This window comes from Streptomyces sp. NPDC052064 (assembly GCF_055585925.1).
Map to the genome: position 1 here is coordinate 217,814 of NZ_JBVJJE010000009.1, position 20,193 is coordinate 238,006.

The following is a 20,193-nucleotide window of genomic DNA, read 5'->3' on the forward strand; positions in this document are numbered from 1 at the left end:
GGCGCGCGGGTCAGCGCGCCGTGTACGCGATCACCAGGACGTCGCGGTGTGCGGGGAGGTCCGGGTCCGCCGGGCGCACCGGGGTCACCGAGTGCAGGGTGCGGCGGTCGTCACCCAGCAGCAGGTCGCCGGGCTCGGACAGCGTAGTGGTGAGCAGGTGGGCGCCGTCGTTCGCGTAGACGCCGCTCTCGCCGCCGGTGACATTGGTGCGGCCGATCAGAAGCGAGGTGATGAACGTGACGCCGTCGCGGTGCCGGCCCTCGGGGGCCGGCTGTCCCTGCTGGTCGGCGGAGGCGACGATGCGGTACGGGTGGAGCTTCACGTTCCAGCGCGGCGTACCGCTGACCTCGGTGAAGATCCTCCCAAGCGCCACCAGCACGGAGCGCAGCAGGGGGTCTGCGGCGAAGGACTCGGTCAGGGCGTCGAAGACCCGCTCGATGCCGCCGTTGAGCGGATTGACGTCCATCTCCTGCCGGTACGGCGCGTGCGGCAGCAGGGTCAGCTCTCCGGAGCCCGGTTCGAGGTCGAACTGGCCGTAGCGGCGGAAGCGGTAGGTTCCGCCGTCGGCCATGTAGGTGTCGAGGGTCAGCTCGTCCCAGTGCCCGGCGAGCCGAGCCCAGTCGGAGGCGTCCACGCCGAGGAGCGACGACAGGGCGGCAGAGGGCATCAGATGCCCGCCGGGACCGGACAGGGCGGTGACCGCCTCGGCGGTGGCGGAGGGGGTGGTGGCGGTGGCGGTGGTCATGGCGGTACTCCGTAAGGATCGCGGCGCGTAAGGAAGAGGAACGGAAGGAAGAGAGAAGAAGTAAGGGGGGAAGGGGCGCGGTCAGGCGGCCGCCGCGAGCACCGGCTCGGGACGGGTGAACGGGGCCGACTCGGTGGCGATCGCCCGCTCCTCCCATGCCTCGCGGTCCCGCAGGTAGAGCGGTGCGCCCGTGGTGATGGACCGGGTGTCGGCGCCGCCGGTCCGCAGCCGCCAGGTGACGGAGCCGGTGGTGCGGGCGGCGCAGGCGTCGATGAAGCGCTGGGTGGCGAGTCGGAGCTCGCCGAACCAGCGGCCCTCCAGGGCCTCGCGCACCCAGACCTGCTCCAGGTGCTGCTTCTCGCGGATGAGTTCCGCCTCCAGGCAGGCGCTCTCGACGTGCCGGTAGCTGCTCAGGAGCAGCCAGGCGGCAGGCATCTCCCGGATCTCCAGGACCTTTTCGCCGTGGTCGAGGTGTTCCAGACCGGAGTAGCGGCCCAGGCCGTAGGCGCCGACGCGATGGTTGAGCCGGTCGATCAGCTCGGTGAGGGGCAGCGGTGTGCCGTCGACGGCGACGGGCAGGCCATGCTCGAAGGCGACGGTCACGGTGTCGGTGTCGGCCGGCGCGGCGACCGGGCGGCTCCACGTGTACATCTCGTCCGGAACCTCGTGCAGCTCCGGGTCGTCGAGAATGCCCGATTCGAACTCGCGGCACCACAGGTTCGAGTCGCCGCTGACGGTCCGGCCGGCGAGCAGGTCCACGTCCGCGGCGCGGAGGGCGGCGAGCTTCTCCTCGCGGGAGACGGGGTCGAGGTCGTACGGGCTGCCGAAGGCACCCTCGTAACCGAGCAACCGCAGGGCGCCGTTGAGCCTGCGCAGGGTGTTCTGGGAGCGGTTGGCGGTGTGCAGCACGGCCTGCGCGCCGAGGTCCCGGGCCAGCTCCACGGCACTGTCCGCGATCAGCGGGCGGCTGAGAGTGGAGCTGACCGGGTGGATGCCGAGGTACACGGCCTGCGCGGCGATGGCGGGGGCGACGTACCGGTCGGCGAACTCCTGGCGGCGGTCCAGGATGTGGAGTTTCGCCCCGAGAGCCTCGGCGATCTGGCGCTTGTGGTCCGAGGATTCGTCCTCGCCGATGTCGACGCTGATGGCGTGGACGTCACGGATGCCCATGCGGCGCAGCCGGAGCAACAGGTACGAGCTGTCGAGCCCGCCGCTGAACAGGGTCACCACGGGTTGGCCAGGCGCCAGGTCCTCCAGCTGGGAGAAGGAACGGATGAGCGGGGGCCGCATAGTGTCTCCAACCTTCGTACGGGTCACGAGAGGGAGACTTCCCTGGTGCCGGAATCCGGGCAACGGATTCCGGGCGACCGCCCCCGGCCATGGCCGCACCCGGAAACAGTGGCCGAGCGCCCGTCAGCGAGGGTGTCGGAGTCGCTTCGCGAAGCAGCGGCTCGACTCGTGGTGCCGGTAGTAGCCGAACTTGGCGCAGGGCTCGTAGCCGCTGGACGTGTACAGGGCTATGGCCTCCGGCTGCTTGAGGCCCGTCTCCAGGACCATGCGGATGCGGTCGGCCGCGCGGGCGTCCTCCTCCAGAGCGGCCAGGATGCGGCGGGCGAGGCCCCGGCCGCGCATCTGCTCGATCACGTACATGCGCTTGACCTCGGCGTCGCCGTCCAGGTTGCCCTCGTCGTTCGCGTCCTGAGCGCGCCAGCCGCCCGAGGCGACGGGGGTGCCGAGCTCGTCGTACGCGATCAGGTAGATGCCGTACGGCGGGTCGAAGTCCGTGACGGCCATGGGCGTGGCATCGCCGTCGTCCCCGTAGCGGACGGCGTACTCGGCCTGGACCTGGTCGTTCAGCTTCACGGCGTCGGGGTGGTCGAAGGAGACCCGGCGTATATGCATGCTGCGTACCGTATTCGATCCGGAACTGGACCTCGTCCAGTGTGCCGGTATCGTGCCGGGGTGCTCACTGTGACCTCTGTGAATGTGAATGGACTGCGTGCCGCCGCGAAGAAGGGCTTCGTGGAGTGGCTCGCGCAGACCGACGCCGACGTGCTGTGTCTCCAGGAGGTGCGGGCCGAGCCGGGGCAGTTGCCCGAGCACGTCCGCGAGCCCGAGGGCTGGCATGCGGTGCACGCACCGGCCGCCGCCAAGGGGCGGGCCGGGGTGTCCCTGTACAGCCGGCGTGAGCCGGACCGGGTCCAGGTCGGCTTCGGGTCCGCCGAGTTCGACGGCAGCGGGCGGTATGTGGAGGCGGATCTGCCGGGGGTCACCGTGGCCTCCCTGTATCTGCCCTCGGGTGAGGTCGGGACCGAGCGGCAGAACGAGAAGGAGCGCTTCATGGGGGAGTTCCTCGCCTACCTCACGCAGCTGCGCGAGAGGGCCGCCGCCGACGGGCGTGAAGTCCTCGTCTGCGGCGACTGGAACATCGCCCACCAGCGGGCCGACCTGAAGAACTGGCGCGGCAACACCAAGAACTCCGGGTTCCTCCCCGAGGAGCGGGAGTGGCTCGGGCGGGTGCTCGACCCGGCCGACGGGGGGTACGTCGACGCCGTACGCGCCCTGCACCCGGACAGCGAGGGGCCGTACTCGTGGTGGTCGTACCGCGGGCGGGCCTTCGACAACGACACGGGGTGGCGGATCGACTATCACGTGGCCACCCCGGGGCTCGCCGGGCGGGCGGTCAAGGGGTTCGTGGAGCGGGCCGCCACGCATGCGGAGCGGTGGTCCGACCACGCGCCCGTGACCGTCGTCTACGACTGCTAGGGCCGTCGGGCATCAGCGTCCGCCCCCGCGCATCCTGCGGTCCAGGGCCAGTGACAGCTCCGCCTCCACCACGCTCCGGGCCAGCGGGCGCAGGCGGGGCAGGTCGTCCTCGGAGGCGTGGCACAGGACCAGGCCGGTGAAGAGTTCGGCCAGGGCGTCGGCGTGGGTGCGGACCTGCTTGGCCGCGCCGAGGACCTCCGCGAGGGGGATGCCCTCGCGGACCAGGGCCGAGGAGACGTCCAGGAGGCGGCGGCTGATGTGGACGATCTCGTTGCCGTCGGTGCCGAGGTAGCCCAGTTCCATCGCGGCGGCGAGGTTCTCGGGAGTGGCCTCGCCCGCGAAGTGGTCGGCGAGTTCCTCGGGGGTGAGGTGGACCGGCTCCTCCTCGGTGGGGGCGCCGACGCCGAGCAGGTCGCCGACGTCCCGGCCGTGGTCGAAGGCCTCCGCCAGCTCCGCGATGCCGCTGAGGGTGTGGCCGCGCTCCAGCAGGGCCGTGATCGTGCGCAGCCGGTTCAGGTGGTGGTCGTCGTACCAGGCGATACGGCCTTCCCGGCGAGGTGGCGGGATCAGCTTGCGTTCGCGGTAGAAGCGCAGGGTGCGCACCGTGATCCCGGCCAGGCGGGCCAGCTCTTCCATGCGGTATTCACGCTTCTCGGCCACCTGGGCACCTTAAGGCGTACCGAGGGTAACTTTCCTCGGTCGCCCCCTACCCATCAGTACGTCACTGCCCTACTCTCCCATTGCGCCAGTGTTCACTGGCATGGTTCTCGTGGTGTGTGGAGGTGTCGGCATGGGCGAACGCGAACACGAACGCGCGCATGTGCGGGTCGCGGTGGTCGGGTCCGGGTTCGGCGGGCTGGGGGCCGCCGTGCGGCTGCGCCGCGAGGGCGTCACCGACTTCGTCGTCCTGGAGCGGGCGAGCAGCGTCGGCGGGACCTGGCGGGACAACAGCTACCCGGGGTGCGCGTGTGACGTGCCGTCGCATCTGTACTCGTTCTCCTTCGCGCCCAACCCCGACTGGCCGCGCACCTTCTCGGGGCAGGAGCACATCCGCGCCTACCTGGAGCACGTGACGGACGTGTTCCGGCTGCGGCCGCACATCCGCTTCGACTCGGAGGTGAAGCGGATGACCTGGAACGCCGAGCGGCTGTGCTGGGACATCGAGACGAGCAGCGGGAGTCTGTCGGCGGACATCGTCGTCTCCGCCACCGGGCCGCTGTCCGACCCGAAGGTCCCGGACATCCCCGGGCTGGACTCCTTCCCGGGCAAGGTCTTCCACTCGGCCCGCTGGGATCACGACTACGACCTGCGCGGCAAGCGCGTCGCGATGGTGGGGACCGGGGCCTCGGCCATCCAGATCGTGCCGGCCGTCCAGCCCGAGGTGTCGCGGCTCACCCTCTTCCAGCGCACCCCGCCGTGGGTGATGCCCCGCGTCGACCGGGCCATCAGCGACGCCGAGCGGTGGCTCCACCGGCAGCTGCCCTTCACCTCGCAGCTGCGCCGCGGACTGCTGTGGGGCATCCGGGAGCTGCAGGTCCAGGCGTTCACCAAGCGCCCGAACGAACTCGGCTTCGTCGAGCAGATGGCCCGGCGCAACATGGCCCGCGCCATCAAGGACCCGGCCCTGCGGGCGAAGCTCACCCCGGACTACCGCATCGGCTGCAAGCGGATCCTGCTGTCCAGCGACTACTACCCGGCGCTCGCGCAGCCCAATGTCGACGTGGTCGCGAGCGGGCTGAGCGAGGTCCGCGGATCGACCCTCGTCGCCGCCGACGGGAGCGAGGCCGAGGTGGACGCGATCGTCTTCGGCACCGGGTTCCACGTCACGGACATGCCCATCGCCGACCGGGTCGTGGGCGCCGACGGGCGGACCCTCGCCGAGACCTGGAAGGGCGGCATGGAGGCCCTGCGCGGTGCCTCCGCCGCCGGCTTCCCCAACTGGATGACGATCATCGGGCCCAACACCGGCCTCGGTAACTCCTCGATGATCCTCATGATCGAGTCCCAGCTGAACTACCTGGCCGACTTCGTCCGCCAACTCGACGTCCTCGGCGGCCGGGTCGCCCTCGACGCCCGTCCGAGCGCCGTACGCGCCTGGAACCACCGGGTGCAGGAGCGCATGAAGCGGACCGTGTGGAACACCGGCGGCTGCACCAGCTGGTACCTCGACGCGAGCGGCCGCAACACCACCATCTGGCCCGGTACGACAGCCGAGTTCCGGCGGGCGACGCGACGGGTGGACCTCGCGGAGTACGACGTCCTGCGGGTCTCCGCGACCAAGGCGGCCGAGAAGACGGCTGAGCAGAAGGCCGAGCAGAAGACCGAGAAGAAGGCCGGGGTGGACGCGTGAGCCGCCTTCTGCACGTCGATTCGGGCCCCTACTCCCCGCCCGCCCCCGCGCGCGAACTGACCGCCGTCTCCGCCGACGGCGCCCGGCTGCACGTCGAGGTCCACGGGCCCGAGGGCGCCCCCACCGTCGTCCTCGCCCACGGCTGGGCCTGTTCCACCGCCTTCTGGGCGGCCCAGATCCGTGGCCTGGCCGCCGATCACCGGGTCATCGCCTACGACCAGCGCGGTCACGGACGCAGCCCCGCGAGCCCGGCGTGCAGTACCGACGCCCTCGCCGACGACCTGGAAGCCGTACTCGAAGCCACCCTCGCGCCCGGCGAACAGGCCGTGATCGCCGGGCACTCCATGGGCGGCATGACCGTGATGGCGGCCTCCGGGAGAGCAGCCTTCCGCGAGCACACCGCCGCTGTCCTGCTGTGCAGCACGGGCAGTTCGCACCTGGTCGCGGCCGCCACCGTCGTCCCCATGCGGCCCGGGCGGCTGCGGATCTGGCTGACCCGGCGGATCCTCGGCTCCCGGGCGCCGCTCGGACCGGTCACGCCCCTGGCCCGCCGGATCCTCAAGTACGGGACCATGGGCCCCGGTTCGGCCCCGCACATGGTCGAAGCCTGCGCCCGCATCGTGCACGCCTGCCCCCGCAAGGTCCGTCACGCCTGGTCGCACGTGCTGGACCTGCTCGATCTCGACCACGGCGTACGGGAACTGGACGCGCCCACGGCCGTGGTCGTCGGTACGGCGGACCGGCTGACGCCGCCGGTGCAGGCCCGGACCCTTGCCGAAGCGCTGCCGCACTGCACCGGGCTCACCGAACTGCCCGGCATCGGCCACATGACGCCCGTCGAGGCGCCCGAGCTGGTCACCGGGAAGATACGTGAGCTCGTCCACGCACACATCCGGGTCGTATCCGAGGAGAGCGCATGAGCAGGGTCAGCCTCGAGGGAAGGGTCGCCGTGGTGACCGGGGCCGCGCGCGGCGTCGGGGAGTTGCTGGCCCGCAAGCTCTCCGCACGCGGTGTGAAGCTGGCGCTGGTCGGGCTCGAACCGGACGCGCTCAAGGAGGTCTCCGGGCGGCTGCACAGCGACAGCGACCACTGGCACGCCGATGTCACCGACCACGAGGCGATGGCCCGGGTCGCGCAGGAGGTCAAGGAGCGCTTCGGCAGGGTCGACATCGTCGTCGCCAACGCCGGTGTCGCCACGGGCGGTCCGTTCGCGGACTCCGAACCGGAGTCCTGGCGGCGGGTGATCGAGGTCAACCTGGTCGGCTCGGCGGTGACGGCCCGTGCCTTCCTGTCGCTGCTGCTGGAGAGCCGGGGCTATCTGCTCCAGATAGCGTCCCTCGCCGCGATCACCCCGGCGCCGATGATGACCGCGTACTGCGCGTCCAAGTCCGGTGTGGAGGCGTACGCGCACAGCCTGCGCGCCGAGGTCGGGTACCGGGGCGTGAAGGTGGGCGTCGGGTACCTGTCGTGGACCGACACCGACATGGTGCGCGGGGCCGACCAGGACGACGTCATGCGGGAGTTGAGGGAGCGGCTCCCCTGGCCGTCCAACAAGACGTACCCGCTGGGCCCGGCGGTGGACCGGCTCGTGGCCGGGATCGAGCGACGCGCCGGCCACGTCTACGGGCAGTGGTGGCTGCGCGGGATGCAGGGTGTGCGCGGATATCTGCCCGGGGTCATCGGGACCGTGGGCCAGCGCGAGATGCGGCGGTTCGCGGACCGGCTGAACGGCATGCGCACAGGCCTCGTCGGAGCGGGTGGAGCGGCCGATGAACAGCAGCGGACTACGGTCCGTAAGTGATCGACATGCGCAGCGTCACGGCTCGTGTGAATCTGGTCGAGCCAGATCCCCTCACCCCCAACGGGAGTGAACCCACATGGGTATGAAGGACCAGTTCCAGGAGAAGTCCGAGCAGTGGCAGAACCAGGCCAAGCAGAAGGCCGACCAGGCCCGTGAGCAGATGCAGGGCCGCGGTCGCCGGCGTGACGAGGACATGGACCCCTCGCACCCCTCGCAGCGTGAGCGGGAGCGTGAGCGGGAGCGCGAGCAGGAGGACCGCTTCGACCAGGACTACGACGCCTGACGTTGCGTGCTGAACGGAAGGGGTGCCTCGCGCGGGGCACCCCTTTCTCACGCCCTGGGCGGCAGCTTCGGACGGGAGCGGTCCGGTACGTCGCTGTAGGTCGGCGGCGTCGCCGGCGGATCGGTCTCCAGCAGCCCGAGCGCCAGCTCCACCGCGTCGGTCAGCTGGGCATGGCGGCCCTCCGCCCAGTCCAGCGGGGTGCGCAGGACGTCGATGTCGGGCGCGACGCCCTTGTTCTCCACCGACCAGCCGTAGGCATCGAACCAGGCCGCGTTCATCGGCACCGTGATGACCGTGCCGTCCCCGAGCTCGTGCCGGCCGGTCATGCCGACCACACCGCCCCAGGTGCGCTGCCCCACCACCGGGCCCAGCTTCAGCAGCTTGAACGCGGCCGTGATCATGTCGCCGTCGGAGGAGGTCGCCTCGTCCGCCAGGGCCACCACCGGGCCCCGCGGCGCGTTCGAGGTGTACGACACGGGCTGGGCGTCGCGGGTCAGGTCCCAGCCCAGGATCGTGCGGCTCAGCGTCTCGATGACCAGCTCGCTGATGTGACCGCCGGCGTTGCCGCGCACGTCCACGATCAGCGCGGGCCGCGACACCTCCATGCGCAGATCGCGGTTGAACTGCGCCCAGCCCGAACCGCCCATGTCCGGGATGTGCAGATAGCCGCACCGCCCGCCGCTCAACTCCCGCACCACCGCCCGGCGTTTGGCCACCCAGTCCTGGTAGCGCAACGGCCGCTCGTCGACGAGCGGGACGACGGCGACCCGCCGGGGCGGACCCGCGCCCTCCGCAGGGGAGAAGGTCAGCTCCACCGTCGTACCACCCGCGCCCGCCAGCAGCGGATACGGGCCCGAGTCCGGATCCACCGGGCGGCCGTCGACATGGGTCAGGAACGCCCCCTCGCGAATGCCCGTCCCGGCCAGCGGCGAGCGGGCCTTGGAGTCGGAGGAATCGCCGGGCAGGATCCGCTTGACCATCCAGCCGCCGTCCCGGCGTACGAAGTTGGTGCCCAGCAGGCCCTGCCGGCGCTGGTAGTGCGGCGGGCCCTCGTTGCGCCGGGCGGCGGAGACGTAGGCGTGGGAGGTGCCCAGCTCGCCCAGCACTTCGCGGAGCAGGTCGGCGAACTCGTCCGGGGAGGCGACCCGTTCGACCAGCGGACGGTACTGGTCCAGCACCCCGTCCCAGTCGATGCCGCACATGCCCGGTTCCCAGAAGTACGCCCGGATCAGCCGCCCGGCCTCCTCGTACGCCTGCCGCCACTCCGCCGCCGGGTCGACCACGTGCAGGATGCGGCGTGCGTCGATCCACACCGTCGTGTCGGAGTCGCCGGGCTCGGTCGCGGGCACCGCGCGCAGCTCGCCCTCGTCGACGATCACCAGCCGCGTGCCGTCGCCGCTGACCGCGAAGAAGTCCAGGTGCACGGCGAGTTCGGACTTCTTGGCCCTGGTGATGCCGAAGTGCTCCAGGGTCGGCCGGCCGCTGGTGTCGTCCGGGTTCGCGAACGTCTCGCCCAGCGCGCCCGAGATCGGCCAGCGCAGCCACACCAGCCCGCCGCCCGCCACCGGGTGCAGCGCCGAGTACTTGGAGGCGGCCACCGGGAAGGGCGTGACCCGGCTCTCCAGCCCCTCGACCTCGACGGTCACGGCACCGTTGTCCCCGTTCTCGTCGTCCTCCGCCGGGTCCAGGCCCCCGGCGGCCGGGCGGCCCTCCGGGCTCAGCGCGAACGGGGAGGGCGTCGCGGAGGACAGCGGGACGAGATACGGGCGGCAGCCCAGCGGGAAGGACAGGTCGCCGGTGTGCACGTCGTAGACGGGGTCGAAGCCGCGCCAGGAGAGGAAGGCGAGGTAGCGGCCGTCGCGCGTGAAGACCGGGTTCTCGTCCTCGAAACGGCCGTTGGTGACGTCGACGACGAAACGGTCCCCTTCTGCCGTTCCGGCGAGCCGGGCCATCTTGATCTGGCGCAGGGTCCGCCCGATGCCCGGATGCGACCAGGTCAGCCATGCCCCGTCCGGGGAGAACGCGAGGTCACGCACGGGCCCGTTGACCGACCGGATCAGCTCGGTGACCAATCCGCCGGGACCCGTCGTGCCGCCGCCTGCCGTGTCGCCGCCTGCCGGGTGGCTGTTCGCCGTGCCGCCGCTCGCCGTGGCGCCGCCCTCCGTTCCGGTGTCCTCCGCGACGTCGCCCCCCACACCGGTGTCCTCCGCGACGTCGACGAGCAGCAGTCGCCCGTCGTGCGAGGCGACCGCCAGCCGTTCGCCCTCCGGGTCCGACACCAGCTCGCGCACCCGGCCCAGCTCGCCCGAGGCCAGCCGGCGCGGCTCGCGGTCGCCGCTCGCCCGGGGCAGGGAGGCGATCTCGATCGCGTCCTCGCCCTCCGCGTCCGTCACATACGCCACCCGCCCGCTCGCGCCGAGCATCTCAGGCATCCGCACCCGGACGCCCGGGGTGTCGGTGAGGGTGCGGGCCGGTCCGTCCCGGTGCGTGAGCCAGTACAGGCTGCCGCGTACGACGACCGCGCCGGCCCGCCCGGTCTCGTCGACCGAGATCCCGTCGACGTGCTGGGCCGCGGCCACCGGGTAGGGACGCCGCCCCGCGCGCGGCCCGCTCAGCCGTACGTCCAGCCGGCGGGGCTCGGAGTCCGGTGACAGGTCGTCGACCAGCCACAGGTCGCCCGCGCACTGGTACACCACCCGGGTGCCGTCACTGGAGGCGTGCCGGGCGTAGAAGGCGTCGTGGTCGGTGTGCCGGCGCAGGTCGGAGCCGTCGTAGGCGCACGAGTAGAGGTTGCCGACGCCCTCGTGGTCGGAGAGGAAGGCGATCCGGCGGCCGACGAACATGGGGGAGTGCAGATGGCCGCCGAGACCGGCCAGGATCCGTTCGCCGTGCAGCCACAGCCTGCCCGTGGCCCCGCCCCGGTAGCGCTTCCAGGAGGCCGGTTCGTGCGGCGGGGTGCCGGTGAGGAGGAGGGACTTCCGCTCCCCGTCCAGGTCGGCGACCTGGATGTCGGCGACCGGCCCCCAGGGCAGCTTGCGGCCCGGGTCGCCGTCTAGGGAGACCTTGTAGGCCCAGGTGAAGTACGAGAAGGGCTCGCCGTGCGAGGCCACGGCCAGGATCTCGCCGTCCGGGGTCCAGCCGCAGACCCGGGTGTCGGCGCTGCCCCAGTGGCTCACCTGCCGGCCCGGGCCGCCGTCCACCGGGGTCAGATGGACCTCGGGCACCAGGCTGCGCCAGCTCGTGTACGCGAGATGGCGGCCGTCCGGTGAGAAGCGGGGGTGGCCCACCTTGGTGCGGTCGACGGTGAGCCGCCAGGCGCGGCCGGGGCCGTCGATCGGGGCGAGCCAGAGGTCGTCCTCGGCCACGAAGCACAGCAGGTCGTCATGGAGGTGCGGCAGACGCAGATAGCTCACGTCCCCATGCTTTGCCCGGGGACGGAACGGAGCAAGTTATGCCAAACCGGCTACCGCGACCGGTCGTGAGCCAGGACACGTACGAAACGGTTTCGTTTTCATGAGGGATGCGCTACCTTCGTGACGTACGAAACCGTGTCGTTCGGAGCAGGAAGGTGAGAGAGATGGCTGAGGTCGCCACCGCGCGTCGCAGTCGGATCACCCCCGAGCGTGAGGCCGAGCTGTACGCGGCCGTGCTCGACCTGCTTCGCGAGGTCGGCTACGACGCCCTCACCATGGACGCCGTGGCCGCCCGCACGCGATCCAGCAAGGCGACGCTCTACCGCCAGTGGGGCGGCAAGCCGGAGCTGGTGGCGAAGGCCATCCGGCACAACAAGCCGGGCAGCATCTCCGACATCGACACCGGGTCCCTCCGGGGCGACCTCCACGCCCTCACCTCCCGTGAGGACGACTGCACCATGCAGCAGAACGCCGCGCTGATGCGGGGTCTGTTCATGGCAGTGCACGGCAACCCGGACCTCCTCCAGGCGTTCAAGGAACTGCTCATCGAGCCGGAGATGGAGGAGTTCCACCGGGTGGTGCAAAGGGCCGTCGACCGTGGCGAGGTCCAGGCCGATCGCCCGGCCCTGGACTACATCGTGCACATGCTCGTCGGCGCGTTCGCCACGCGCACGCTGATCGACGATCAGCCGCCGACGCAGGCGTTCCTCACCTCGTACATCGACGCCGTGGTCCTCCCCGCCCTCGGCGTTCCCACCACCTGAGCAATCCCCACCGCAGCACCTGACGTCACCGCTCACGTCGTCGGGCTGATCACCCCTGCCCTGAAGACCCCACGACCTGACCGGGAGTACGCCCTCGTGGCCACTTTCCTCTACAAACTCGGCCGGATCTCGTTCCGGCGGCGGCACTTCGTCGCCCTGATATGGGTGGCCCTGCTGACCCTCGCCGGTGTCGGCGCGGCCGGCGCCCCCGCCGCGGGCAACAGTTCGTTCTCCATCCCCGGCACCGAAGCCCAGAAGGCCTTCGACCTGCTGGAACAGCGCTTCCCCGGCACGAGCGCCGACGGAGCCACCGCACGGGTCGTCTTCAAGGCGCCGAGCGGCGAGAAGATGACCGACCCCGGCAACAAGGCGACCGTCCAGGAGACCGTCAAGGAACTCGCCGACGGCTCCGAGGTCGTCCGCGTCACCGACCCGTACCAGGCGAAGGCCGTCAGCAAGGACGGCACGATCGCGTACGCGCAGGTCTCGTACAAGGTCTCCGGCATGGAGCTGGAGGACTCCTCCCGCGACGCCCTGGAGGACTCCGCGCAGGACGCGCGGAAGGCCGGGCTGACCGTCGAGGTCGGCGGTGACGCGCTCCAGACGGTCCCGCACACCGGCACCAGCGAGATCATCGGCATCGCGGTCGCCGCGGTGGTCCTCGTCATCACCTTCGGCTCGCTGGTAGCGGCCGGTCTGCCGCTGCTGACGGCGCTCATCGGCGTGGGCATCGGTGTCTCCACGATCACGGCGCTGGCCAGCGCGCTGGACCTGGGCTCGACGACCTCCACCCTCGCGATGATGATCGGCCTCGCGGTCGGCATCGACTACGCGCTGTTCATCGTCTCCCGCTACCGCGCGGAACTGGCCGAGGGCCGTGACCGCGAGGAGGCGGCGGGCCGGGCCGTCGGCACGGCGGGCTCGGCGGTGGTCTTCGCGGGCCTCACGGTCGTGATCGCTCTGGTGGGCCTGTCCGTCGTCAACATCCCGATGCTGACGAAGATGGGCGTCGCGGCGGCGGGCACGGTGGCCATCGCGGTGCTGATCGCACTGACCATGATCCCGGCGCTGCTCGGGTACGCGGGCCGGAGGGTGAAGCCGGCGGGGGAGAAGAGCAAGCTGCTGGGCCGGGCCAAGGCGCAGGAGCAGCCGGCGAAGCCGAACCTGGGCACGCGCTGGGCGAGCTTCGTCGTCCGCCGCCCGATCGCGGTCCTGTTGCTCGGCGTCATCGGCCTCGGCGCGGCGGCCGTCCCGGCGTCGAGCCTGGAACTGGGCCTGCCGGACGACGGCTCCCAGCCCACGTCCACCACGCAGCGCCGCGCCTACGACCTCCTCTCCGAGGGCTTCGGGCCGGGCTTCAACGGCCCGCTGATGGTCGTGGTCGACGCGAAGGACAGCGACGACCCGAAGGCGGCCTTCACGGAGGTCGGCGACGAGATCAAGGGCCTCAAGGACGTCGTCACGGTGACGCCGCCGGCACCCAACAAGGCCGGCGACACGGCGACGATCACCGTCATCCCGGACTCCAAGCCGTCGTCGGTCACGACCGAGGACCTGGTCCACTCCATCCGCGACAAGGGCGCCGGGATCAAGGCCGACTCGGACGCGAACGTGCTGGTCACGGGCCAGACGGCGATGAACATCGACGTCAGCGAGAAGCTCAACGACGCCCTGATCCCCTACCTGGTCCTGGTGGTCGGCCTGGCCTTCCTCCTGCTGATCGTGGTGTTCCGCTCGATCCTGGTCCCCCTGAAGGCGGCCCTAGGCTTCCTCCTCTCCGTCATGGCGGCCCTCGGTGCGGTCGTCGCGGTCTTCCAGTGGGGCTGGCTGGCGGATCTGATGGGCGTCGAGCAGACCGGCCCGGTCATGTCGATGATGCCGATCTTCATGGTGGGCGTGGTCTTCGGCCTGGCGATGGACTACGAGGTGTTCCTGGTGACCCGGATGCGGGAGGCCTACGTCCACGGTGAGAAGGCCGGCCAGGCGGTCGTGACGGGCTTCCGGCACGGCGCCCGGGTGGTGACGGCCGCGGCGGTCATCATGATGGCGGTCTTCGCCGGCTTCATCGGATCGTCCGAGTCCATGGTCAAGATGATCGGCTTCGGCCTCGCGATCGCGGTCTTCTTCGACGCGTTCATCGTCCGCATGGCCATCGTCCCGGCCGTCCTGGCCCTCCTCGGCCGCAAGGCCTGGTGGCTGCCCAAGTGGCTGGACCGGGCGCTGCCCAACGTGGACGTGGAGGGCGAGGGGCTGCGTGCGGAGTCCGGCCGGGAGGACAAGGACCCGGCGCTGGTACGCGGCTGATGCTCTGACATATCCGAGAAACCGGCCGGTGAGGGCTCCGTGAGGACGGGTGCCCTCACCGGCTCTCAGGCGTCGTAGCTGGTGTCCGACCTGCGAGGTTCGTGTCCTTCTTGGTTTGGCGCCGGAGAGTCTCATCGCTTCGGCGAGAGCCTCGTCGTCGATGTCGATCTGCGTGGCGGGCACGGGAAAGAACCCACTCGCATGCCCGATACACCCACCGCTACCGTGCCCCCATGACGACGACAGCCGCCACTGACGCCGAGAACTCCGGAGCGCACCCCCGGTTCATCGAAGCCCTGCGGGAGCTCGGGTTGGACGAGGTCCCTCCGCTCATCCGTCGGTTCCCCGAAGCCACCCGTACGGCCGCCGAGGCCGCCGCCGCGCTCGGGTGTGAGCTGAGTCAGATCTGCAAGTCGCTGATCTTCGAGGCATGGGGGTCCCCCCTGCTCGAACGCGGCCGAGAGCTCGGGGGAGGGGTGCCGGTGCTGGTGCTCATGGACGGGGCGTCGCGGGTCGATGTCGAACTCGTGCGGAAGGAGCTCGGGGCGGACAGGGTCACGCGGGCCAAGGCCGATGTCGTGCGGGAGACCACCGGGTACGCCATCGGCGGGGTGCCGCCCTTCGGGCACACGACGAAAACGCGCGTGCTCGCCGATCGGTCCCTGCTCGGGCACGACATCGTCTGGGCCGCCGCCGGGACGCCGTACACCGTGTTCCCCATGCCTCCCCACGACCTGGTCACCCACGCCGGCGGCACCCTCGTGGACGTGCGCGAGCTCGCCGCGTGACACCCCTGGTCACCGCCGCCGTCCTGCTCGCAGCCGTCACGCACGCCAGCTGGAACGCCATCGCCCACAAGATCACCGACAAGCTGGCCGGATTCGCGCTGATCTCGGGCGGTGGGGTGGTCATCGGGCTGGGCCTGGCGCCCTTCGTGGCGTTTCCGGCGGCCCGGGCATGGCCCTATCTGCTCGGCTCCGCCGTCATACACATCGCCTACTACGCGCTGCTGATGACGTCCTTCCGGCTGGGCGACTTCGGGCAGGCCTATCCCATCGCGCGCGGCACCGCGCCTCTCGTCGTGACCGTGCTCGCCGCCGTCTTCGCGCACGAGGTGCCCGACGGGTGGGCCGCCGCCGGTATCGCCCTGTCGTGCGCGGGGCTGACCGGCGTCGCCGTGTGGGGACTGCGCGGGCGCCGGCCCGACTGGGCGGCGATCGGGGCGGCCCTGGCGACGGGGCTGACGATCGCCGCGTACACCGTCGTCGACGGGCTCGGCGTGCGCGCCTCCGGTTCCTCCCTCGGGTACATCGCCTGGCTGATGGCGGTCCAAGGGGTCGTGATCCCCGCCTACGCCGTGAGCCGCTGGAGGCGGGAGACCGGCGCCGTGCTACGGCCGTTCGCCTGGACCGGGCTCATCGGGGCCGCCCTCTCCGTCGCCGCCTACGCCCTCGTGCTGTGGGCCCAGACCAAGGCCGAGCTCGCGCCCATCGCCGCCCTGCGCGAGTCGTCGATCATCGTGGGCGCGGCGATCGGGGCCGTGTTCTTCAAGGAGCGGTTCGGGGCGACGAGGATCGCGGCGGCCGGGCTGCTCGTCGTCGGGATCGGGCTGATGCTGCACGCCGGATAGGCAGGGTCAGGCGGGTGCGTCCAGCCGGTGGGAGGAGCACCCTGGAACTAAGTGTTCCGGAGGTGATCGTCATGATGCACACCACAGTGGGATGGCACGTCGAGCTGGAGTTCACGGAGGACGACCAGCACACGCGGGCGGTCGCGCTGGTCCGCCTGCCCGACGGCAGCGAAGTACGGGCACACGGGCAAGCGAGCCGACACCGCTCCGACACCAATCAGCCCAGAGTCGGAGAGGAGATCGCCGGAGCCCGGGCACTCAACGAGCTCGCCATGCGACTCCTGACCAAGGCTCACGACGAGATCGACCAGGCGTCCGGGCGGACCTCCCACCCGATTCACGTCTAGGGCCCGATCCGGACGACACCCCCTACTGAAGCCCGAGCGCTCCCCGCACGGCCCGTACCAGCCCCTGCGCCCGCGGATCCGCCGTCACCGTCTTACGGAATCCGTTGGTGACGTAGCCGAACGCGATCCCGGTGTCCGGGTCGGCGAAGCCGAGGGCGCCGCCGCGGCCCGGGTGGCCGAAGGAGCCCGGCGTGAGGAAGGGGGAGGCGCTGCCGTGCAGCATGTAGCCGAGGCCGAAGCGGGTGCCGACCACCAGGACGCGGTCGGGGCCCGCCGACTCCTCGGCCCGGGCCAGTGCGACCGTCTCCGGCGTGAACAGGCGTGAGGTGCCGGCGGTGTCGCCGATCAGGGTCGCGTAGAAGCGGGCCAGTCCGTCCGCCGTCGCGATGGCGTTGGTCGCGGGGAGGGCTGCCGCGCGGTAGGCCGGGTCGTTCTGGTCCGGGAACGGGGTGATCGCCGCGAAGGCCCGGCGGGTCAGGGAGGCCGGGTCCTCGTAGGCCTCGGTGACCGAGCGTTTCGGGCGGGCGCGCAGGCCGCCGGTCGGCTCGGGTCCCTCGACGCGGCCCACGCGTCCGACCCGGCCGGCCTCCGCGTCCGGCAGGCCCAGCCAGAGGTCCAGGCCCAGCGGGCCGGCGATCTGCGAGGCGAGCCATTCTCCGGTGCCCTGCCCGGTCACGCGTCGCACCAGTTCGTCGAGCAGCCAGCCGTACGTGAGCGCGTGGTAGCCGTGGTCGGTGCCTGGTTCCCAGGCGGGAACCTGGGCGGCGACCGCCTCCGGGCCAAGGAGCGGGTCGAGGGCCTGCTCAGGCGTGAGGGGGTGGTCGAGGGCGGGGAGGCCGGCCCGGTGGTTCAGGACGTGCCGGACCAGCACCCGTTCCTTGCCCTGTGCCTTGAACTCCGGCCAGTAGTGGCCCACCGGCGCGTCCAGGTCCAGCTGCCCGCGCTGGTGCAGCAGCAGGAGTACGGCGGCGGCGACGCCCTTCGTCGCCGAGCGCACGACCTGGGCGGTGCCGCGCTCCCAGGGGTCCGTGCCGTCGACGTCCTTCGTGCCGGCCCACAGGTCGACGACCTGCCGCCCGTCCCGGTAGACGGCGACGGCCGCGCCCCGCTCCCCGAGGGTGGCGAAGTTCCGTACGAACGCGTCCCTGACCGGCTCGAAGCCCTCGGCCACTGTGCCGTACACGTCCACGTCCGTACTCCTCGATTCGCCGCGGTGCTCCCCTTGCTCCCCTCTAGCCAAGCAGGATCGTCACGTCGATGTTCCCGCGGGTCGCGTTCGAGTACGGGCAGACCTCGTGGGCCGCGTCCACCAGCTTGGTCGCGAGGCCCGGGTCGAGGACGGGGAGCGAGACGCTCAGAGCGACCGCGAGGCCGTAGCCGCGCTGCTTGTTGGGGCCGATGCCGACCTTCGCGGAGACCGTCGAGCCGGTCAGGTCGTAGCCCTCGCGGTTGCCGACCAGGATCAGCGCGTTGTGGAAGCAGGAGCTGTAGCCGGCCGCGAGGAGCTGTTCCGGGTTGGTGCCGTTGCCGTCGCCGCCGAGCTGCGGGGGCATCGCGACCTTGAGGTCGAGTTGGCCGTCCTGGCTGGTGACATAGCCCTCGCGGCCGCCGTGGGCGGTGGCCTCGGCCACGTACATGATCTTCGTCGGGCGGGTGTCGACGGCGAGGCCGTCAGTCATCCTGTCCTCCCCCGGGAAACAAGTGCGCGCAAACACATCGTGCACAAGGTACTGGCCAGTAACCTGCCTGCCGCTACCAGGGGGTGGCAACCGCGGGTAACCCCTTCGCGGATCAGCGAGCGCGCTCCGCCGCCGACTCGGCCCCCTCCGCCACCCGCCGCAGCTCCTCGCGGAGTCGCGAGGCCTCGGTGCCGTCGAGCCCCGTCGCCGACAGCAGCGCGCCGGGCACGCCCGCCGCCCGCTCCCGGAGTTCCTCCCCACGCCCGGTCACCGCCACGAGTACCGACCGCTCGTCCCGCGCCGACCGCTCACGCCGTACGAGACCCGCCGCCTCCAGCCGCTTCAGCAGCGGCGACACCGTGCCGTAGTCGAGTCTCAACGCGGCCGCCAGCTCCTTGACCGTGGTCTCCCCGCGCTCCCAGAGGACCAGCAGGACGAGGTACTGCGGGTAGGTGAGGCCGAGCTCGTCGAGGAGAGGGCGGTACGCCGCCGTCACCGCGCGCTGGGCGGCGTACAGCGCGAAACACAACTGCCGGTCCAGCAGCAGTGAGCTCTCGGTCTCCTCGTTCGTCACGCGCCCATTGTTCACGGACGTGCCGGAGCGGCCGGCACGGAACGCGGATCGAAACCGAACGGCAGCTCCAGCCGGTGGGCGCGCATCAGTTCCTCGTCGGAGAGCAGTCCGCCGGTCGGGCCGTCCGCCGCGATCACGCCCTCGCTGAGGATCAGGGAGCGGGGGCACAGCTCCAGGGCGTACGGCAGGTCGTGCGTGACCATCAGCACGGTCACGTCGAGGGAGCGGAGGATGTCGGCCAGTTCGCGGCGGGAGGCGGGGTCGAGGTTGGAGGAGGGCTCGTCGAGGACGAGGATCTCCGGTTCCATGGCGAGGACGGTCGCGACGGCCACCCGGCGACGCTGGCCGAAGGACAGGTGATGCGGCGGGCGGTCCTTGAACTCCGCCATGCCGACCCGCTCCAGCGCCCGGTCCACGCGCTGCTCCAGCTCCGGCCCCTTGAGCCCGGCCGCCGCGGGCCCGAACGCCACGTCCTCCCGGACGGTCGGCATGAAGAGCTGGTCGTCCGGGTCCTGGAAGACGATGCCGACCCGGCGCCGGATCTCCGCCATGTGCTGCCTGCCGACGGGCAGCCCGGCCACCTTCACCGTGCCGGTGCCGCCGGTCAGGATGCCGTTGAGGTGGAGCACGAGGGTCGTCTTGCCGGCGCCGTTCGGGCCGAGCAGCGCGACCCGCTCGCCGCGCCCGACGGAGAAGTCGACGCCGAAGAGGGCCTGGTGCCCGTCGGGGTAGGCGAAGGCCAGACCGGCCACGTCCAGTGAAGGGGTCACATCAGTCACAGGGCCCATCCCAGCAGACAGACGACGAGGGCGGCACAGGGCAGGGTGAGGGCGTACGTCCACTGCGCCCGGGACGCGGTCACCTCGTCGATGACCGGCATGGAGCCGGCGTACCCGCGGCTGACCATGGCCAGGTGCACGCGCTCGCCGCGCTCGTAGGAGCGGATGAACAGGGCGCCCGCGGACTTGGCCAGGACGCCCCAGTGCCGGACGCCCTTCGCCTCGAAGCCGCGGGACTGCCGGGCGATCCGCATGCGCCGCATCTCGTCCGTGATGACGTCGCCGTAGCGGATCATGAAGGACGCGATCTGCACGAGGAGCGGCGGGAGTCTGAGCCGCTGAAGGCCGAGGAGGAGTTCGCGCAGTTCGGTGGTGGCGGCGAGGAGCACGGAGGCGGCGACGCCGAGCGTGCCCTTGGCGAGCACGTTCCAGGCGCCCCACAGGCCGTTGACGCTCAGGGACAGGCCGAGGACGTCGACCCGCTCACCCTCCGCCACGAACGGCATCAGCACCGCGAACGCGACGAACGGCACCTCGATCAGCAGCCGCCTCAGCAGGAACCCGGCGGGCACCCGCGCGACGTACGCCATGACCCCGAGCAGCACGGCGTACAGCCCGAAGGCCCACATCGCCTCCCGCGGCGTCGACACCACGGCCACCACGAAGACGAACACGGCGGCGAGTTTGGTGTGCGGCGGCAGGCCGTGCACGGGCGAGTGCCCGTGCCGGTAGAGCTTGTGCGCGTGCCCTGCTCCCAT

20 protein-coding genes and 1 pseudogene are annotated in these 20,193 nt (G+C 71.4%); 10 read left to right on the forward strand and 11 right to left on the reverse strand.

From position 1 onward, the window contains the following. Positions 1 to 10: 10 nt before the first annotated feature. The 3 genes from ACZ6TU_RS25215 to ACZ6TU_RS25225 all read right to left on the reverse strand — a co-directional run bounded on the left by ACZ6TU_RS25215 (position 11) and on the right by ACZ6TU_RS25225 (position 2,647). The gene (locus tag ACZ6TU_RS25215; RefSeq protein ID WP_469551179.1) at positions 11 to 745 is read right to left on the reverse strand and encodes a 2OG-Fe dioxygenase family protein; all 735 of its coding nucleotides are present in this window, start codon (positions 743 to 745) and stop codon (positions 11 to 13) included. Between the two features lie 81 nt (positions 746 to 826). Then, complete coding sequence (locus ACZ6TU_RS25220; RefSeq protein ID WP_469551180.1) at positions 827 to 2,035, reverse strand: argininosuccinate synthase-related protein; 1,209 nt, start codon at positions 2,033 to 2,035, stop codon at positions 827 to 829. 123 nt (positions 2,036 to 2,158) lie between these two features. Beyond that, positions 2,159 to 2,647, reverse strand: coding sequence for a GNAT family N-acetyltransferase (locus tag ACZ6TU_RS25225; protein WP_469551184.1), 489 nt, complete (start codon positions 2,645 to 2,647; stop codon positions 2,159 to 2,161). Between the two features lie 60 nt (positions 2,648 to 2,707). Between ACZ6TU_RS25225 and ACZ6TU_RS25230 the strand changes: the two genes are divergently transcribed. Next, positions 2,708 to 3,511 (forward strand): exodeoxyribonuclease III, encoded by an 804-nt coding sequence (locus tag ACZ6TU_RS25230; RefSeq protein ID WP_469551187.1) that lies wholly within the window; start codon positions 2,708 to 2,710, stop codon positions 3,509 to 3,511. A 12-nt stretch (positions 3,512 to 3,523) separates the two neighbouring features. Here ACZ6TU_RS25230 and ACZ6TU_RS25235 read toward each other — a convergent pair whose 3' ends face one another. Next, positions 3,524 to 4,171, reverse strand: a complete 648-nt coding sequence (locus ACZ6TU_RS25235; protein WP_469551189.1) for a MerR family transcriptional regulator — start codon at positions 4,169 to 4,171, stop codon at positions 3,524 to 3,526. Between the two features lie 130 nt (positions 4,172 to 4,301). Between ACZ6TU_RS25235 and ACZ6TU_RS25240 the strand changes: the two genes are divergently transcribed. From ACZ6TU_RS25240 to ACZ6TU_RS25255, 4 genes are all read left to right on the forward strand, one after another. Further along, a complete protein-coding gene (locus ACZ6TU_RS25240; protein WP_469551193.1) occupies positions 4,302 to 5,861 on the forward strand; it encodes a flavin-containing monooxygenase in 1,560 nt (519 codons plus the stop codon). Continuing rightward, complete coding sequence (locus tag ACZ6TU_RS25245; RefSeq protein WP_467673203.1) at positions 5,858 to 6,781, forward strand: alpha/beta fold hydrolase; 924 nt, start codon at positions 5,858 to 5,860, stop codon at positions 6,779 to 6,781. The genes ACZ6TU_RS25240 and ACZ6TU_RS25245 overlap by 4 nt, the downstream gene beginning before the upstream one ends. Further along, positions 6,778 to 7,662, forward strand: coding sequence for an SDR family oxidoreductase (locus ACZ6TU_RS25250; RefSeq protein WP_469551198.1), 885 nt, complete (start codon positions 6,778 to 6,780; stop codon positions 7,660 to 7,662). Before ACZ6TU_RS25245 ends, ACZ6TU_RS25250 begins: the two co-directional genes overlap by 4 nt. 76 nt (positions 7,663 to 7,738) lie before the next feature. Beyond that, positions 7,739 to 7,945, forward strand: coding sequence for a hypothetical protein (locus ACZ6TU_RS25255; RefSeq protein ID WP_467673207.1), 207 nt, complete (start codon positions 7,739 to 7,741; stop codon positions 7,943 to 7,945). Positions 7,946 to 7,992: 47 nt separating this feature from the next. On the opposite strand, the gene ACZ6TU_RS25260 is transcribed toward ACZ6TU_RS25255, so the two are convergent. Then, the gene (locus tag ACZ6TU_RS25260; RefSeq protein ID WP_469551201.1) at positions 7,993 to 11,358 is read right to left on the reverse strand and encodes a S41 family peptidase; all 3,366 of its coding nucleotides are present in this window, start codon (positions 11,356 to 11,358) and stop codon (positions 7,993 to 7,995) included. Positions 11,359 to 11,522: 164 nt separating this feature from the next. Here ACZ6TU_RS25260 and ACZ6TU_RS25265 point away from each other — a divergent pair, with 164 nt between their 5' ends. Both ACZ6TU_RS25265 and ACZ6TU_RS25270 read left to right on the forward strand, forming a co-directional pair. Then, positions 11,523 to 12,122 carry a TetR/AcrR family transcriptional regulator gene (locus ACZ6TU_RS25265; RefSeq protein ID WP_467673211.1) on the forward strand — a complete coding sequence of 200 codons (600 nt, stop codon included), beginning with the start codon at positions 11,523 to 11,525 and terminating at the stop codon, positions 12,120 to 12,122. A gap of 96 nt (positions 12,123 to 12,218) precedes the next feature. Continuing rightward, positions 12,219 to 14,426, forward strand: a complete 2,208-nt coding sequence (locus ACZ6TU_RS25270) for an MMPL family transporter (RefSeq protein ID WP_469551205.1) — start codon at positions 12,219 to 12,221, stop codon at positions 14,424 to 14,426. 117 nt (positions 14,427 to 14,543) lie between these two features. Here the strand turns inward: ACZ6TU_RS25270 and ACZ6TU_RS25275 are convergent. Continuing rightward, a pseudogene (locus ACZ6TU_RS25275) lies at positions 14,544 to 14,609 on the reverse strand (type II toxin-antitoxin system VapB family antitoxin); the annotation flags it as partial. A 50-nt stretch (positions 14,610 to 14,659) separates the two neighbouring features. Here ACZ6TU_RS25275 and ACZ6TU_RS25280 point away from each other — a divergent pair. From ACZ6TU_RS25280 to ACZ6TU_RS25290, 3 genes are all read left to right on the forward strand, one after another. Further along, complete coding sequence (locus ACZ6TU_RS25280) at positions 14,660 to 15,214, forward strand: YbaK/EbsC family protein (RefSeq protein ID WP_467673215.1); 555 nt, start codon at positions 14,660 to 14,662, stop codon at positions 15,212 to 15,214. Next, positions 15,211 to 16,056, forward strand: coding sequence for an EamA family transporter (locus ACZ6TU_RS25285; protein ID WP_469551208.1), 846 nt, complete (start codon positions 15,211 to 15,213; stop codon positions 16,054 to 16,056). The genes ACZ6TU_RS25280 and ACZ6TU_RS25285 overlap by 4 nt, the downstream gene beginning before the upstream one ends. 71 nt (positions 16,057 to 16,127) lie before the next feature. Then, positions 16,128 to 16,403, forward strand: a complete 276-nt coding sequence (locus ACZ6TU_RS25290) for a DUF1876 domain-containing protein (RefSeq protein WP_467673219.1) — start codon at positions 16,128 to 16,130, stop codon at positions 16,401 to 16,403. A gap of 22 nt (positions 16,404 to 16,425) precedes the next feature. Here the strand turns inward: ACZ6TU_RS25290 and ACZ6TU_RS25295 are convergent, their stop codons facing one another. The 5 genes from ACZ6TU_RS25295 to cbiQ form a co-directional block, all read right to left on the reverse strand. Next, the gene (locus ACZ6TU_RS25295; protein ID WP_469551211.1) at positions 16,426 to 17,592 is read right to left on the reverse strand and encodes a serine hydrolase domain-containing protein; all 1,167 of its coding nucleotides are present in this window, start codon (positions 17,590 to 17,592) and stop codon (positions 16,426 to 16,428) included. 43 nt (positions 17,593 to 17,635) lie between these two features. Next, positions 17,636 to 18,082 (reverse strand): organic hydroperoxide resistance protein, encoded by a 447-nt coding sequence (locus tag ACZ6TU_RS25300; RefSeq protein WP_467673223.1) that lies wholly within the window; start codon positions 18,080 to 18,082, stop codon positions 17,636 to 17,638. A gap of 112 nt (positions 18,083 to 18,194) precedes the next feature. Then, positions 18,195 to 18,656: a MarR family winged helix-turn-helix transcriptional regulator gene (locus ACZ6TU_RS25305; protein WP_467673225.1), complete on the reverse strand. Its 462-nt coding sequence runs from the start codon at positions 18,654 to 18,656 to the stop codon at positions 18,195 to 18,197. Positions 18,657 to 18,667: 11 nt separating this feature from the next. Further along, entirely contained in the window at positions 18,668 to 19,444 is a 777-nt protein-coding gene (locus ACZ6TU_RS25310) for an energy-coupling factor ABC transporter ATP-binding protein (RefSeq protein ID WP_467673227.1), read from the reverse strand. Next, positions 19,432 to 20,193 carry a cobalt ECF transporter T component CbiQ gene (gene cbiQ, locus ACZ6TU_RS25315; RefSeq protein ID WP_467673229.1) on the reverse strand — a complete coding sequence of 254 codons (762 nt, stop codon included), beginning with the start codon at positions 20,191 to 20,193 and terminating at the stop codon, positions 19,432 to 19,434. Before cbiQ ends, ACZ6TU_RS25310 begins: the two co-directional genes overlap by 13 nt.

Coding starts and splice junctions, on each gene's coding strand:
- ACZ6TU_RS25215 (WP_469551179.1), bottom strand. CDS start 745: ATGACCACCGCCACCGCCACCACCCCCTCCGCCACCGCCGAGGCGGTC.
- ACZ6TU_RS25220 (WP_469551180.1), bottom strand. CDS start 2,035: ATGCGGCCCCCGCTCATCCGTTCCTTCTCCCAGCTGGAGGACCTGGCG.
- ACZ6TU_RS25225 (WP_469551184.1), bottom strand. CDS start 2,647: ATGCATATACGCCGGGTCTCCTTCGACCACCCCGACGCCGTGAAGCTG.
- ACZ6TU_RS25240 (WP_469551193.1), top strand. CDS start 4,302: ATGGGCGAACGCGAACACGAACGCGCGCATGTGCGGGTCGCGGTGGTC.
- ACZ6TU_RS25250 (WP_469551198.1), top strand. CDS start 6,778: ATGAGCAGGGTCAGCCTCGAGGGAAGGGTCGCCGTGGTGACCGGGGCC.
- ACZ6TU_RS25255 (WP_467673207.1), top strand. CDS start 7,739: ATGGGTATGAAGGACCAGTTCCAGGAGAAGTCCGAGCAGTGGCAGAAC.
- ACZ6TU_RS25265 (WP_467673211.1), top strand. CDS start 11,523: ATGGCTGAGGTCGCCACCGCGCGTCGCAGTCGGATCACCCCCGAGCGT.
- ACZ6TU_RS25280 (WP_467673215.1), top strand. CDS start 14,660: ATGACGACGACAGCCGCCACTGACGCCGAGAACTCCGGAGCGCACCCC.
- ACZ6TU_RS25290 (WP_467673219.1), top strand. CDS start 16,128: ATGATGCACACCACAGTGGGATGGCACGTCGAGCTGGAGTTCACGGAG.
- ACZ6TU_RS25300 (WP_467673223.1), bottom strand. CDS start 18,082: ATGACTGACGGCCTCGCCGTCGACACCCGCCCGACGAAGATCATGTAC.
- ACZ6TU_RS25310 (WP_467673227.1), bottom strand. CDS start 19,444: ATGGGCCCTGTGACTGATGTGACCCCTTCACTGGACGTGGCCGGTCTG.
- cbiQ (WP_467673229.1), bottom strand. CDS start 20,193: ATGGGAGCAGGGCACGCGCACAAGCTCTACCGGCACGGGCACTCGCCC.